Raw genomic sequence first — 14,326 nt, forward strand, 5'->3', positions numbered from 1 at the left:
GTATCTGTCGATGGGGACGGGTGTTCATTCCATGCGAATCGCTCACCTTTGATGTGTTCGCGCATTGAGATGAGCCGGAGCCTTGGTCTAAGACAGGCCCAAGGCGTGCCCGCCCCGTTCATGTCCGCCTTGATCGTTTACGCGGCGCACAGGCTCGAAACCTCAATTCCGGTTGTCCGCCATCGCGGGTCCGGCGAAAAGGAGAAGCCATGGCACCTCGTCATGTCCGTTCGACGCTCTTCGGTGTTTGCCTCGCCTTTGCGGCCGCTGCGCCGGCTCTGGCTCAGGGCCAGTCGAAGCCAGTTGCCCAATATGGTGACTGGAGCGTGTATGTTTCCACCAGCAGCCCCAAGGTCTGCTATGCCATTTCCCAGCCCAAGAAGCGTGCGCCTTCGGGCCTGAACCGCGATCCGGCCTATTTCTTCATCTCCACCCGCCCCGGCGAGAAGGTGAAGAATGAGGTAAGCGTGACTGTCGGCTTCCCCATCAAGTCCGGCAGCGAGGCGACGGTGAAGGTTGGTTCCCTCTCCCTTGGTCTTTATACCAAGGACAATGGGGCCTGGGTCCGCAATGTCACGGATGAGGGCCGCCTCGTGGATGCGATGCGCAAGGGCAGTGATCTGACCTTCGCCAGCACCTCCGGGCGCGGTAATGTGACGACTGATACCTACTCTCTCAAGGGCGTTTCCGCCGCACTGGACCGTGTGGCCAAGGAATGCAACTGAGGCCGTCTGTCGGTCTGGAGACAACGAACAGGGGGCGCTGATGCGCCCTCTTTTCATATCTGAGAAGGCTTTTTACGCTTCGGTGGCCTCTCTGGCGTCTGCGTGATGGAAAGATGCCGCAATCGGCAGTATGTATGGGGCCATGAGCGCTGCCCCTGACTTTGCCACGATCACCACAATGACCTCTGCCCCTGTACAGGATGTTTTATCTGCGGCTCCGGCTGCCGAACCTGATGGCCTGGCTTCTCTTGTCGGCCTGAGCCGGGAGAGGCTGGGCGCGGCCCTGGCCGCCATTGGCGTTTCCGAGCGCGAGCAGCGCATGCGGGTGAACCAGCTCTGGCACTGGATCTATCTGCGCGGCGCCACCGATTTTTCGGAGATGACCAACGTCTCCAAGCATCTGCGCGCCAAGCTGGCCGAGCATTACACTCTGGCGCGGCCTGAAATCGTGATGGAGCAGGTGTCGCAGGATGGCACCCGCAAATGGCTGTTGCGTTTCCCGGCAGATCATCCCGGCGAGCGGCCGCACGATATTGAGGCGGTCTATATTCCCGAGAGTGATCGCGGCACGCTGTGTGTCTCCAGCCAGGTGGGCTGCACGCTCAATTGCTCCTTTTGCCACACCGGCACCCAGCGCCTTGTGCGCAATCTCACAGCTGCCGAGATCGTGGCGCAGGTGATGGTCGCTCGTGACCGGCTGGGTGATTATCCCGGCCGTGAGCGTGCCGTGGGCCCCGGCCTGCCCACAGAGGGCGACCGGCTGGTGACGAATATCGTCTTCATGGGCATGGGCGAGCCGCTCTATGCCTATGACAGTGTGTCCGAAGCTATCGAGATCCTCTCGGATGGTGATGGTCTGGGCCTGGGCAAGCGGCGCATCACCGTCTCCACCTCCGGCGTAGTGCCGCAGATTGAGCAACTGGGCCGTGAAGTGGGCGCCATGCTGGCCATCTCGCTGCATGCGGTGCGCGATGATTTGCGTGATGTGCTGGTGCCTATCAACAAGAAGTATCCCATCAAGCAGCTTATCGAGGCGTGCCGCACCTATCCGGCGGCCTCCAACGCCAAGCGCATCACCTTTGAATATGTGATGCTGAAGGGTGTGAATGATACTCCGGCAGATGCCCGTGCGCTGGTGAAGCTGCTGGAAGGGGTACCAGCCAAGATCAATCTCATTCCGTTCAACCCCTGGCCCGGCACGCAATATGAATGCTCGGACTGGGAAACCATTGAGCGGTTTTCGGATATTGTCTTTCGTGCCGGCTATGCCAGCCCGGTGCGCACACCGCGCGGCCGCGATATTCTGGCCGCTTGCGGTCAGCTGAAGAGCGAGAGCGAGAAGCTCTCGGCCCGTGAGCGCCTGGCTTTCCGGGCCATGGCAGCGGCAGACGATTAAGCCCGGCAACATGGCGATGGAGGTCCCGATGCTGGATCATGTCGGCCTTTGTGTTTCGAACCTTGAGCGCTCGCGGGCTTTCTATGTCACGGCCCTTGCGCCGTTGGGCAGCACCATTGCGATGGAAGTCAGCGCCGAGATGACAGGCGACAAGGCCCATATCGGCTTTGGGCCGACGGGCAAGCCGCGCTTCTGGATTTCCGAAGGCGATGTCGTTGGTGCGTCGCATGTCGCCTTTTCCGCCGCGGATCGTGCGCAGGTCGATGCTTTCCATGCGGCGGCGCTTGCAGCCGGCGGGCGCGACAATGGTGCGCCCGGTCTGCGTCCGCATTACCATCTCGATTATTATGGTGCCTTCGTGCTGGACCCGGACGGGCACAATCTCGAAGCCGTATGTCACGGGCCGGAATGAGTGCACAGAACAGGGGCGCAGACCCCGTGGATTCCATCATACGCCTGCTGCTGCGCCTGTTTCTGGTGCCGTTGGGCTATTTTTGCGCCGTGCTGGCCGGGGCGGTGGTGATTGTTGTTGGTGAATGGCGTGTCGGCACGCTGTTTCAGACCAATGCCCCTGATGAACTGGTGATGGGAGCCATGCTCGCCATCGTCACCAGCATGGCTTTGCTGGTGGTGCTGCTGTCCTTCATGTGGATGGTGGCGGCTGTCGGCATTCTGTTTTCCGAATTGTTCGCCGTGCGCTCCTGGCTGTTCCATGCGGCCAATGGGGTGGCTTCGGCGTGGATCGGGGCCGGGCTGATGAGCGGGCAGTTCGGTTTTTCTCCCACCATGCCGGCAGATGCTCCCGCAGTGGTGGGAGACCCCTTTTATATTGTAGCGGCGGGGCTGGCCGGCGGGCTTCTTTACTGGTTGGTGGCAGGCTGCACGGCAGGCTTCTACAGGCCCATTCTGCGCTCTGCGGCACAAAATGCAGCTCAATTACAGCAGCATGCAGAGCAGGATGAAAAGCCTGTCGTCGCACAGCCTGAAGATGCATGTCCCGGATCTGAGCCTACAGACATCCGCACATCGAAATAAGCTGGACCATGCCGCGAATGGCCCGATGAAGGTGATGGCCAGCTTTGAGGCCAGTTGTCATCCATCCCCGATGGAGGGGCCCGGAGCGGTTCAGGGGGGCATGCTCCGGGCCCTCTCCTCAGCCGAGCGGAACCGTCATGGCATCATAGGAATAGACCCATGCCGGATCTTCAGGCTGTTTGAGCCAGGTGTTGGCGTTGGAGATGGTCTGCACCTTGGTGGCGCGTTCACGCCGGGTGGCCTCATAAAGGTTGAAGGCGGTGGCGTAATCTTCCGTGCCGGTTTCCTTGAGGGCGCGCGCCAGAATGGCGGCGTCCTCAATGGCCATGCACGCGCCCTGCGCCATATGGGGGCGCATGGGGTGGCAGGCATCACCCAGCAGGCACAGGCGGCCGCGGCTCCAGATGCTCATCGGGTCGCGGTTCCAGAAGGGCCATTTGGTGATTTCTTCGGTGGCGTCGATCAGGGCCTGCACCACGGGGTGGGAGCCACCGAAAATGCCTTCCATTTCCTCGCGGGAGGATTCGACAAAGCCGGTTTCGGCTTCCCATTCTCCACCCACCGGAACGCCGGTGACATAATAATATTCGCTGCCATCATTCTTGGTGGCATAGGCCATGATATGGCGGGAAGCCTCCCACCACCATTTGGTGCAGCGCTCAAAATCCAGCCCGCTGGCGGCCAGCTTGTCCATGTTGAGCAGGGCGCGATGGCCCACCCAACCGGAGAAGCGCGGCTTCTCGACACCCAGAAGTTTCTCGCGGATGACGGAATTGATGCCATCTGCGCCAATCACCAGCTTCGCGGAAACGATGCGGCCATTGGCGAAGGTTAGCAGCACATCATCACCCCGGTCCTGAATATCGGTCAGGCGGTGGTCAAAATGGATGCGCTCCTTCGGGATGATGTTGATCTGCTCGGCATGCAGGTCACCGCGATGGATGGTGATATAGGGCGCGCCATATTCCTTCACCGCAAACTCGCCAAGCGGAATGCGGGAGAGATAGTCGCCGGTGCGGCCATCGCGCGAGAACCAGAAATCGGGATGCGCGCCGATTTCGGCCAGCTTGTTCTCAAGTCCGATGGTGCGGAAGATCTTCATCACATTGGGGCCGATATGAATGCCGGCGCCAAGGCGGGTGAAAACCGGGGTCTGCTCGAAGCAATGCACCTCAAAACCGGCATTCAGCAGCAGGCTGGCGGCAGCCGCGCCACCAAGGCCGGCGCCGATGACGGCGATATCCACACTCTCAACAGAACCAGTCTCAACAGAACTCATGGGGCAAACCTCACATATGCTGTTGGAATATTGTTTGCGTACAAACGAAGTTTTTGCAAGCCGAAAATCCAGCCTTCATGCTGCTTTGCGGGGCATTCCAATGGTGTGAGAAAGGCAGCATGAAGCGCTGGCCGAAGAGGGGCGGCCAGGTGGATAGGGCGGGCGTCGCAGGACGCAAAAGACGATTTCAGGACCGGCCTGTCATGGACCCCAAGGTATGGCCAAAGGGGTTTCGCAGAGCCGGAAAGCGCGCGCCTGTTTCATGGGCTTCACTCCCAGGCCGGCAGGTCCGGCGCATAGCGGGCGCGGACATAATGGACGAGCTGGTTCAGTTCCGCTTCGGACAATTCCTGCCCGAAAGCAGGCATGTCACGCAGATTCATGCCTTGCGGAGCCATGATGCCTTCGCGAATGACCGTTCGCAGCGCCTCTGGAGATGGGGCGCGCACTGCGGCGGAACGGGTCAGGCTTTCCTGCGCGGCGGTGAACAGGTCGGCCATGGCGGGCTCATGGCAGCTGGCGCAGGCTGATTCGAACAACCGGGAGATGGCGTTCGGCAAGGGCGGGGCCTGTGTTGCGGTTGGTGCGGAAGTCGCCGTCGTGACAGCCGGGCTCGCCGCAGCCTGCGTGCTGGCCGCAGGTGTAACCAGCGAGGCCAGATAGACCGACATGGCGCGAATATCGGTATCCGGCAGATCGTTCATGCTGTGCACCACATCCGCCATGGGGCCGGAGGCCACCGCCACGCCGGGGGCATGGCCGGTGCGCATATAGGTGAAGAGGTTGTCTTCATCCCAGCCGCGTGCGCCAGCGGCGCTGCCGGCCAGAGCCGGGGCCCACCAGCCATGCACAGCCGCGCCCGCATAGGCCGAGGCCCCGCCCTTCAGTGCCCCCAGAAGGTTGCGCGGCGTATGGCAGGCCCCGCAATGGCCGGCCGCTTCCACCAGATATTTGCCGCGGTTCCACATCTCGGATTGTGCGGGGTCCGGCGTGAAGGGCGTGGTGGAATGGTACAGCATGTTCCACACCGCATTCACCGGCCGCAGATTCACACCCGGCACCATCTTCGCCTTGGGCGTTGGCGCATGCACCGGCTCCAGTGTCTGGAGATAGGCATAGAGCGCGAACATGTCGTCTTCGCTGATCTTCGCGAAATCCGTATAGGGAAATGCCGGGTAGAGATGCTTGCCATCGCGGCTGATGCCCTGACGCATGGCGCGGGCAAAGGCCTCGTAAGACCATAAGCCCAGCCCGGTTTCCGCATCACGGGTGAGATTGGTGGTGTAGACCGTGCCGAAGGGGGTCGCCATCGGCCGGCCACCGGCATTGGCGATGCCATCATCGCTGGTGTGGCACACGGCGCAATCGCCGGTGGCGAAGACCATGCGGCCGCGCTCCAGCAGTTCGGGCGAGAAGCTTGAGGCGGCGGGGGCCGGTGTTGGCGGCAAGGCCCGCGCTATGGGCAGGGCCATGGCACCAAGTGTGACGGCACTGCCCAGTGCGCCAGCCGCTCCCAGAAGCCGGGCCGCGCCCAGATTGCGGAACCAGCCACTGCGGGTGTGTTTGGGCTGGGTGTGGGCTGGCGGCAGGGATTGCGGCTGACGCAGGCCGGCTTCCTCCAGCGCGGCGCGCACCTTTTCAGGGGTGAAGGGGGCCGTGCGCATCCGCACGCCGGTGGCGTCGAAAATGGCATTGGCAATGGCTGCTGCCGCCGGCACCGCAGCGCTTTCACCCACGCCAAGGGGCGGGTCGCCGGGTCGTTCCACCAGCAGGGTCTCGATCTGCGGCACTTCGGGGAAGGTCTGGATGGGGTAGGTGGCCCAGCTCTGCGCGGTGGGGGTGATGGAATCGAAGGTCACATTCTCGCGCAGGGTGCGGCTGGCCGTTTGCACCACGCAGCCATGAATCTGCTGGCGTACCCCATCGGGATTGATGACGAGGCCCTGATCCTGCCCCACAAAGACGCGGCTGAGATGCACCTCGCCGGTCTGGGTATCGACGGAAACATCGCACACCCATGCGGCCGAGGCTGCGGCGGTGCCGGGAAAGGTGCCATGCACATAGGTGGCGAAGGCGAAGCCCTGCCCGAAGGCCATGCGGCCCTCGCGTTGCAGCCGGGGGCCGGCATGTGCACTCCAGCCCGCAGCCTCCGCCGTGCGCCGCACCAGATCGGCCTTGCGGGCATCATCCAGATGCTTGAGGCGGAAGGCGACCGGGTCTTCCTTCGCCTCCCAGGCCATTTCATCCATGAAACTTTCATGGGCAAAAGTGTTGGGCAGGGCCGAAACACCACGCATCCAGGCCGCGCGCACAATGGGGGCCATATCATGCACGGTGATGTGCGTGTTGGGAATGCGATAGGGCGGAATGGAGGTGCGGTCGCCCATATCGGAAGGGCGTGGCTCCGGGGAAATGCGCCCGGTCAGCAGCAAAGCGAGGTTGGGCCCACGGTTGGAAGGATACCAGGTCTCCAGCTTGTAGGCATGAAGGAACCCATCCTGTGAGAGGCCACCGGCGGCATCCATGAGCTGGGCCGCGCCTTTCGGTTCCCACAAATGTTCCTGCGCACGGGTGAGCTGCACCCGCACCGGGCGCCCCACGGCCTGTGAGAGCAGCAGCGCATCGCCGCACACATCATCCGCGCAGTTGCGGCCATAGCACCCGGCAGCCTGAAGGCGGCGGATCTCGATGGCCTGCGCCGGCAGATCCATGAGCACAGCCAGATCGCCCTGAAGCATGTGCGGGTTCTGCGTGCCGCTCCAGACAATGGGGCTGCCCTTGTTCCAGTCCGCAATGGCGCAGGAGGGGCCGATGGAACCATGCTCGTGATAGGGCCACACATAGGTGCGCTCCAGCCGCAGCCGGCTTTCGGCCATGCCGCGCGCGAAATCACCACGATTGTCCAGAAGCCGTGCGGTGGAGGGCTGGTTGCGCAGCGTGCCGGGAAGGTCTGTCATGTCCGGCAGTTCGGGTGGCAGGTTCCAGCGCACATCCAGCGCTTCGGCCATGCGCCGGGCCTGCTCGGCCGTGTGGGCGACAACGCCGATAAAATCCGCCTGCCGCACCACCGCGACAAAGCCGGGCATGCCGGAGATGGAGCCTTCATCCACCGAAAGCAGGCTATGGCCGATAAAATCCCCGCTATCGCGCCCGGCATAGGGCGGGCGGATGACATGCCCATGCAGCATGCCGTCAATCTGCTGGTCGTGAATATAGGTGAACGCGCCGGTGACCTTGGAGCCGAGATCCCGCCGCCCGGTCTTCCGGCCGACAATGTGATAATCGCGCGGGTCCTTCACCGGAACGGAGCGGTCGAGGCTCAGGTCGCGCGTCTGGCCGGCCACCAGCTCGGCGGGCGTGATGTTCTTGTCACCGGCGCGGAACATGCCTTCGGCCACGTGAATGTCTTCGGGGGCCACATTCAACCGCAGGGCGGCATCCGCAATCAGGATATGGCGTGCATGCGCGGCGGCAAGGCGCAGCGGAACGGCGGCGACCTGAATGGTTTCGGAGGCAATGGTGGGGCCCTGATCGGGCGTGCTGGCCGTATCACCCAGCACGATGCGCACGGCGGAGAGGGGGAAATCCAGCTCTTCGGCCACGATCTGGGCCAGGGCGGTTTCAATGCCGGTGCCCAGATCCACATGGCCATTGAATCCGGTGGCGACGCCTTCGGCGTCGATCCGCAGCAATGTGGCCCGCCCGGAGGGCAGATCATCGAAAAGGGCCAGATAGCCCTGGCCGGGCATGGAGGCGGTGTCAGACATTGGCGCCCTCCTGTCGGGACGCCATCAGTTCTGCCGCACGGCGGACGGAGGCGATGATTTCCTTGTGCGTGCCGCAACGGCACAGATTATGGCGCAGGGCGGCACGGATCTCGGCCTCATCCGGGTTCGGGTTCCGGTCCAGAAGGGCGACGGCCATCATCACCATGCCATTGAGGCAATAGCCGCACTGGGCACCTTCCGCGTCCACAAAGCCTTGCTGCACCGGGTGAAGTGCGCCGGTTTCAGGATCGGCCAGCCCTTCCAGCGTGGTGATGGCACGGCCCTCCACCTGGCAGGCGCGCAGCACGCAGGCACGGGCCGGAGCCCCATCCACCAGCACGGTGCAGGCCCCGCACTGGGCCAGCCCACAGCCATATTTCGGCCCATGCAGACCGAATTCCTCGCGGAGCACATCCAGAAGGGACCGTCTTTGATCGGTATCAATCTGCACGTCCTGACCGTTTATGGATAAACGGATATTCATTGGCGGAGCCTGCCTCCAAACGGGTTCTGACCAATGTTATTCAATGGAAACATTGAATGTATACAAATGAAATTTCCTGGCAATCACATATTCGTGAAAATGACATATTCCGTAAGATCCATGAGGCTGCCCGCCGCTTTGACCGGCATCATGATGCCGGCATGTTGTGCATTTTCAGGTTTGATAAGAATTCGCCGAATTATCACCTTGCCGCGCATAGGTTGAAACGTACAATCGCCTCATTATGAGGCAGGGCTATGGGGCACATGGTTTACGAACTGGATGAGCAGGTCGGCTTTGTCATGCGCAAGGCCTATCAGCGCCATCTCACCATTCTTTCGGAGCATATGGCCGGCGAACTGACGGCTATGCAGTTTTCCACCCTGTTTCGCCTCGTCAATGCCGAGGGTCCGGTTTCCCAGAATGCACTGGGGCGCATGGTGGCGATGGATGCGGCGACGACCAAGGGGGTGGTCTCCCGCTTGCAAGCCCGTGGGCTGATTCGCATGGAACAGGATCAGGTGGACCGGCGGCGTTATCTGCTCTCCTCCACGGAGGAGGGCCGGGCCCTTGTGGCCGAGCTGATGCCCCGCATGGTGGAGGTGAGTGAGGCAACGCTGGCTCCGCTCAATGCACGCGAACGCAAGACCTTCATGAAGCTGTTGCTGCGCCTGTGCTGATGGCGGAAAAAGCAGGGCGTAGGCAGGAGAGGGCCGGGTGAGCAAGGCAAGTTTGGAACGGCGCAAGCCGGGCCGCCCCAAGGATGGGGCGGATCTGCGTGACATCATTCTCGATCATGCCGAAATGGCTTTTGCCGATGCCGGTTTTGCCGGGGCGCGGGTGCGCGATATTGCGGCGCGGGCCGAGGTGAACCCGGCGCTGTTGCGCTATTATTTCGGCTCCAAGGCCGATCTGTTCGATGAGGTGGTGCGGCGGCGCGGCGGCTCTGTTTCCCTGCATCGCCAGTTGTTGCTGGATCAGCTTCTGGCGCGTGAGCCCCAGCCCGCCGTGCAGCAGATCGTTTATGCCTATCTCAAGCCGCAATGGGATATGAAATATAGCGGGCCGGGCGGGGCGGCTTTTGTGCGCCTTCAGGCCCGTTTGCATGCCGAGCCGGAAGAACATGCGCTGCGATTGCGCAGAGAAGTCTATGATAATTCAGTCAAGCGCTTCATTTCCGCCTTCGATCAGGCATTGCCGCATGTTCCACGTGAAACACTCACCATTCGTATGGCGTTTCTCGTCGGTACCTATCTGTTCATGCTGAATGATCTGGGCCGGCTGGGGGATTTCAGCGAGGGGCAGATCTCTTCCATCGGCAAGGAAGAGATGCTGAATCATCTGGTGCTCTTCCTGTCTGCCGGGCTGGCGGCACCCGTAGACTGAGAGCGGCCGCCATTTTTCATGCGTGTTTGTCTGAGCTTGATGACAGGTTGGGATTGAAATTATCCATCTGATTAATTTATGCTGCCCCCAATGCGCAAAGCTGGATGCCAGCCGGGAAGCCGCTGGCGCATCCGGCATGCGTCATGCCCGCGAGGCGATGGAACCGGCCTGAAGAATGACCGGGCAGAAAGGGAGGCTTGCGGTGGATCACGCCAGTTTTATGCAGATCTGTCTTCATCAGCTGAAAATGTCCGGTGTGCATGAGGGTGAGAAGCTCGTCGTGCTCACGCAGGGCAATGAGAGGCTGGATTATGCCGATGCCTTCATGGCCGCCGGCCAGATGCTGGGTGCCCGCATGTATCATATGCGTCTGCCCGCGCCCCCGCCGGTGGGCACCTGGGCGGTGGGCGTCAACGGTCTGGCCGCACTGCCCGAGGCCGTCGAGGCCCTCAAGCAGGTGGACATGCTGATTGATTGCGTGTTTCTGCTGTTCTCCCCTGAGCAGATGGCCATTCAGGCCGCCGGCACCCGTGTGCTCACCGCCGTGGAGCCGCCGGAGCTTCTGGCCCGCATGCTGCCCACGAAAGAGCTGCGCGAGAAGGTGGAGCGGGCCGGTGAGATTCTGGCAAAGGCGAAGGTCATGCGCATCACCTCCCGCCATGGCACGGATGTAACCTACAAGCTCAACACCTATCCGACCCTGACCGAATATGCCTGTACCGATGAGCCGGGCCGCTGGGATCACTGGCCCTCCGGCTTCGTCTTCACGGGCGGTGATGATGATGGCGTGGACGGTACCATCGTGGTGGCTCCGGGCGATGTTCTGCTGCCGCAGAACATGTATGTGCGCGACCCCATCACCTACACCATCGAGAAGGGCTGGATTCAGGATATTCGCGGCGGGCTGGATGCCGAGCTGGTGAAAGCCTATATGGCCGATTTCAATGATCCGCGCGGCATGGGCATGAGCCATGTCGGCTGGGGTATGAACCCCAACGCCAAGTGGCACAACATGACCCCCGGTGCTTTTCCCGGTGGCATGGGCATGGAGCCGCGCAGCTTCTATGGCAATGTGATGTTCTCCACCGGCCCGAACAACGAATTGGGCGGCCCGAACGATACCGCCTGCCATCTCGATATTCCGATGCGTGACTGCTCGCTCTTCCTTGATGACGAGCCGATCGTGATCGACGGCGATATCGTGGTGAAAGAGATCCAGATGACGCGCGGCTGACGCGCATTGCCCATCCTTTCAGGCTGTCCTTCCGGGTGGCCTCTCCATCGGGAGAAAGAACATGTCTCAGGCAGATGTTTACGATCAGGCCGGTTTCGGTCGCTCGGTGCCTCGTGGGGTGCGGCCGGCCGTGGTGGTGGTGGATTTCACCTATGGCTTTTCAGACACCCAGTATCCCACCGCTGCCGACATGTCGGCGCAGATCGCCGCCACCCGGCGGGTGACGGATGCTGCGCGGGCGAAGGGTTTCCCCGTCATCTATACCACCATCGCCTATCATCCCGGCGAGCTGGACAAGCTGGCCTGGCTGAAGAAGGCTGCCGGCATGGCTGCGCTGGTGGAAGGCACAAGGCTGGTGGAGATTGATGCGGCCACCGGCATTCAACAGGGTGACGCCCTCATCACCAAGAAGGGGGCTTCCGCCTTTTTCGGCACCAATCTGGCGGGCCTGCTCACCAGCGCCGGGGTGGATACGGTGATCGTGACCGGAGCGACCACATCGGGCTGTGTGCGCGCCACCACGGTGGATGCAGTGCAGGCGGGCTTCAATGTGCTGGTGCCGCGCGATTGCTGCGCCGATCGTGCGCAGGCCCCGCATGATGCCAATCTCTATGACATGCATCAGAAATATGCCGATGTAACCGATGCCGACGATATCATCGGTTGGCTGGCCTCGGTGCCTGCAAAGGGCGCGGCGGGCTGATCTGTCCGGTTCATGAAAAAGGGGCGCGTTCCGGCTGGAGCGCGCCCCTTTTGTATGTGCCCAGCGTTGGCTCTATTTGTCGTCCAGCTTCGGGCGCTTCATCGTGAACACGCTGTCGATGGATGAGAAATCCATATAGCCAAGGCGCGTCAGCGGGCGGAACCTTGTGACATCGAAGCGGCCTTCCGGCGTGATGCAGTCATCGCGCAGATGAATGGCTTCCACCCGTGCCAGCACCAGCAGGTTATGTGCGCCTTCCAGTTCGATGATCTGGGTGAGGCGGCATTCCAGAGAGGCCGGCGCATGGGCAAGGCGCGGGCAGGCGATGGTTTCACATTCCGCCATCTCCAGCCCCAGCGCCTCGAATTCGCTCATTTCGCGGGGGTAATCGGCAGAGGACTGGTTCAGAGCCTCGCGATCATCATAGCCGGCAATATTTACGCAGAAGACGCCGGTTTCCGAAATATGGGCGAAGCTGTCCTTGCCGCGTGCGCGATCAGCCTTCTTGCCGATGGAGGAGACCATGATCTGCGGCGGCGTATAGGCCACGGCGTTGAAAAAGGAATAGGGCGCCAGATTGGTGGCGCCATCCGTACCCCGGCTGGAGATCCACGCAATGGGCCGGGGAGAGATGATGGCGGAGAACGGGTCCCGCGGCAGGCCGGGGCCATCTGTCGTGAGATAGAACAAGGGCAGTCTCCTCCATCTTTATGCGCGGGCTTCCGTTTCGCTTCCGCGTCATGCTGTGTTGAAACATGAAACTTTGCGTGACGCTCTTATACAAAACCCGGCCCCTGTGAAGGGGCCGGGCGTGCTTTGGTGTCGGGGCGACAGGGTTGGAAAGCCGGGTTCAGTCCAGCACGCGGTTGCGTGATTCCACGTCGATCAGCCACACCGAGATGGCCGAGACGAGCAGCAGGACGGAAATGACCCCCAGCGCCATGTTGAAATTGGTGGCCATGATAGGGGCGATCAGTGCGGGGGCGAGCAGGCCGCCCACACGGGCAATGGCCCCGGCCGTACCCATGCCGCTGGCGCGCAGATTGGTGGGGTAGATCTCCGGCGTGAAGGCATAGATGGAACCCCATGTGCCCAGAAGCGAGAAGCTCATGAGCAGGGTGGCGCCCACCACGATGGCCGTGGTCTGGCCCAGCGCATAGATCAGACAGCCCACGGCGCTCAGCAGCAGGAAGCCGACCAGTGTGGGCTTGCGGCCCCATTTTTCCACGCCATAGGCTGCCAGCGCAAAGCCGGGCAACTGCACCAGCGCGACAATGACAAGGAAGAACTGGCCCCGCATGAAGCCGAAGCCTTCCGCCGAGAGACGCACCGGCAGATAGACGAAGATGCCGTAATAAGAGATGGAGATCAGCATCCAGGCGATGAACAGGAAGATGGTGCGTCGCGCCAGAGAGGGAGAGAACAGGGCCAGAATGGATTTCCTGGCCATTTCACCGGGCTGCAACTCGCCAATATCGGTAGACTGGCGGTTCACCTTGGCCACGCGCTGGAGAACCTTGCGGGCCTGTTCTGATTTGCCACTATTGTTCAGGAAGTGCGGGGATTCCGGCACATAGAAGCGCAGCACCACGCCGAGCAATGCGGGAATGCCGGTAACGAAGAAGATGGTGCGCCAGGCATCGGGGCCCATGCCTTCGGCGAAGAGAGCGAGCACCGCAATCGCAATGGTGCCGACCGCCCAGAAGGATTCCAGCAGCACCAGCCAGCGGCCGCGACGGTCTGACGGCAGAAACTCGGCCATCATGGTGTAATCGACCGGCAGGGTGCCGCCAACGCCGATGCCGGTGAGCAGGCGCAGGAAGAACAGCCATTCCAGGCTGGGGGAGAAAGCCGAGGCGATACCACCGACAGCGTCGATCAGAATGGCGATCATCAGCACCGGGCGACGGCCGATCCTGTCCGCCAGCCGGCCGAACACGAAGGCGCCGATCAGCATGCCGATGAAGAACATGGTGCCGGTTTGCAGCGCTGCGGGGATCGAAATATCGAAGGTGCGGGCAATGGAGGGCACCGAAAAGCCGATCGCCAGTACCTGCATGGCATCTGCGGCCCAAACCAGCCCGAAGATGACGAACAAACGGTACTGGAACGTTCCGACCCCTGCGGCCTGAATACCCTGTTCCATGGAGAGTTTGGCGGATGACACTGTGTTCAGCTCCCTTGAGATTTGAGTCATCGAACCGGGATCGGACGGACGGAGCGCGGATTGCCGACTCCCGCTGGGGAGCAGGCACAGCTCCGCCCTTGTGCGGACGTGCCCAACCGGACACGCCGCACATGGGTGATGCAGCCTGTT

At 62.0% G+C, this 14,326-nt stretch carries 13 protein-coding genes; 8 read left to right on the plus strand and 5 right to left on the minus strand.

Annotated features, from left to right (window positions below):
• Nucleotides 1–209: 209 nt before the first annotated feature.
• From ACT6QH_RS08025 to ACT6QH_RS08040, 4 genes are all read left to right on the plus strand, one after another.
• Nucleotides 210–725, plus strand: coding sequence for an invasion associated locus B family protein (locus ACT6QH_RS08025; protein ID WP_444974290.1), 516 nt, complete (start codon nt 210–212; stop codon nt 723–725).
• Between the two features lie 142 nt (nt 726–867).
• Nucleotides 868–2,121: a dual-specificity RNA methyltransferase RlmN gene (gene rlmN / locus ACT6QH_RS08030; protein ID WP_444974291.1), complete on the plus strand. Its 1,254-nt coding sequence runs from the start codon at nt 868–870 to the stop codon at nt 2,119–2,121.
• 28 nt (nt 2,122–2,149) lie between these two features.
• Nucleotides 2,150–2,533 carry a VOC family protein gene (locus ACT6QH_RS08035; RefSeq protein ID WP_444974292.1) on the plus strand — a complete coding sequence of 128 codons (384 nt, stop codon included), beginning with the start codon at nt 2,150–2,152 and terminating at the stop codon, nt 2,531–2,533.
• Nucleotides 2,530–3,156 (plus strand): hypothetical protein, encoded by a 627-nt coding sequence (locus ACT6QH_RS08040; protein WP_444974293.1) that lies wholly within the window; start codon nt 2,530–2,532, stop codon nt 3,154–3,156. Before ACT6QH_RS08035 ends, ACT6QH_RS08040 begins: the two co-directional genes overlap by 4 nt.
• A gap of 118 nt (nt 3,157–3,274) precedes the next feature.
• Here ACT6QH_RS08040 and ACT6QH_RS08045 read toward each other — a convergent pair whose 3' ends face one another.
• The 3 genes from ACT6QH_RS08045 to ACT6QH_RS08055 form a co-directional block, all read right to left on the minus strand.
• Nucleotides 3,275–4,435 carry an FAD-dependent monooxygenase gene (locus ACT6QH_RS08045; RefSeq protein WP_444974294.1) on the minus strand — a complete coding sequence of 387 codons (1,161 nt, stop codon included), beginning with the start codon at nt 4,433–4,435 and terminating at the stop codon, nt 3,275–3,277.
• Nucleotides 4,436–4,704: 269 nt separating this feature from the next.
• Nucleotides 4,705–8,202 carry a molybdopterin cofactor-binding domain-containing protein gene (locus tag ACT6QH_RS08050; protein WP_444974295.1) on the minus strand — a complete coding sequence of 1,166 codons (3,498 nt, stop codon included), beginning with the start codon at nt 8,200–8,202 and terminating at the stop codon, nt 4,705–4,707.
• Nucleotides 8,195–8,686, minus strand: a complete 492-nt coding sequence (locus ACT6QH_RS08055; protein WP_444974296.1) for a (2Fe-2S)-binding protein — start codon at nt 8,684–8,686, stop codon at nt 8,195–8,197. The genes ACT6QH_RS08050 and ACT6QH_RS08055 overlap by 8 nt, the downstream gene beginning before the upstream one ends.
• Before the next feature lie 257 nt (nt 8,687–8,943).
• Here ACT6QH_RS08055 and ACT6QH_RS08060 point away from each other — a divergent pair, with 257 nt between their 5' ends.
• The 4 genes from ACT6QH_RS08060 (at nt 8,944) to ACT6QH_RS08075 (ending at nt 12,009) form a co-directional block, all read left to right on the plus strand.
• Nucleotides 8,944–9,366: a MarR family winged helix-turn-helix transcriptional regulator gene (locus ACT6QH_RS08060; protein WP_444974297.1), complete on the plus strand. Its 423-nt coding sequence runs from the start codon at nt 8,944–8,946 to the stop codon at nt 9,364–9,366.
• A gap of 37 nt (nt 9,367–9,403) precedes the next feature.
• The gene (locus ACT6QH_RS08065; protein ID WP_444974298.1) at nt 9,404–10,072 is read left to right on the plus strand and encodes a TetR/AcrR family transcriptional regulator; all 669 of its coding nucleotides are present in this window, start codon (nt 9,404–9,406) and stop codon (nt 10,070–10,072) included.
• Nucleotides 10,073–10,274: 202 nt separating this feature from the next.
• A complete protein-coding gene (locus tag ACT6QH_RS08070) occupies nt 10,275–11,306 on the plus strand; it encodes a 2,5-dihydroxypyridine 5,6-dioxygenase NicX family protein (RefSeq protein WP_444974299.1) in 1,032 nt (343 codons plus the stop codon).
• Between the two features lie 61 nt (nt 11,307–11,367).
• Entirely contained in the window at nt 11,368–12,009 is a 642-nt protein-coding gene (locus ACT6QH_RS08075; protein ID WP_444974300.1) for an isochorismatase family protein, read from the plus strand.
• A 72-nt stretch (nt 12,010–12,081) separates the two neighbouring features.
• Here the strand turns inward: ACT6QH_RS08075 and ACT6QH_RS08080 are convergent, their stop codons facing one another.
• Together ACT6QH_RS08080 and ACT6QH_RS08085 are read right to left on the minus strand one after the other, a co-directional pair.
• Nucleotides 12,082–12,699, minus strand: coding sequence for a flavin reductase family protein (locus tag ACT6QH_RS08080; protein WP_444974301.1), 618 nt, complete (start codon nt 12,697–12,699; stop codon nt 12,082–12,084).
• Between the two features lie 160 nt (nt 12,700–12,859).
• Nucleotides 12,860–14,206, minus strand: coding sequence for an MFS transporter (locus ACT6QH_RS08085; protein ID WP_444974302.1), 1,347 nt, complete (start codon nt 14,204–14,206; stop codon nt 12,860–12,862).
• Nucleotides 14,207–14,326: the final 120 nt, after the last annotated feature.

It is taken from the genome of Haloleucobacter albus (assembly GCF_052492075.1).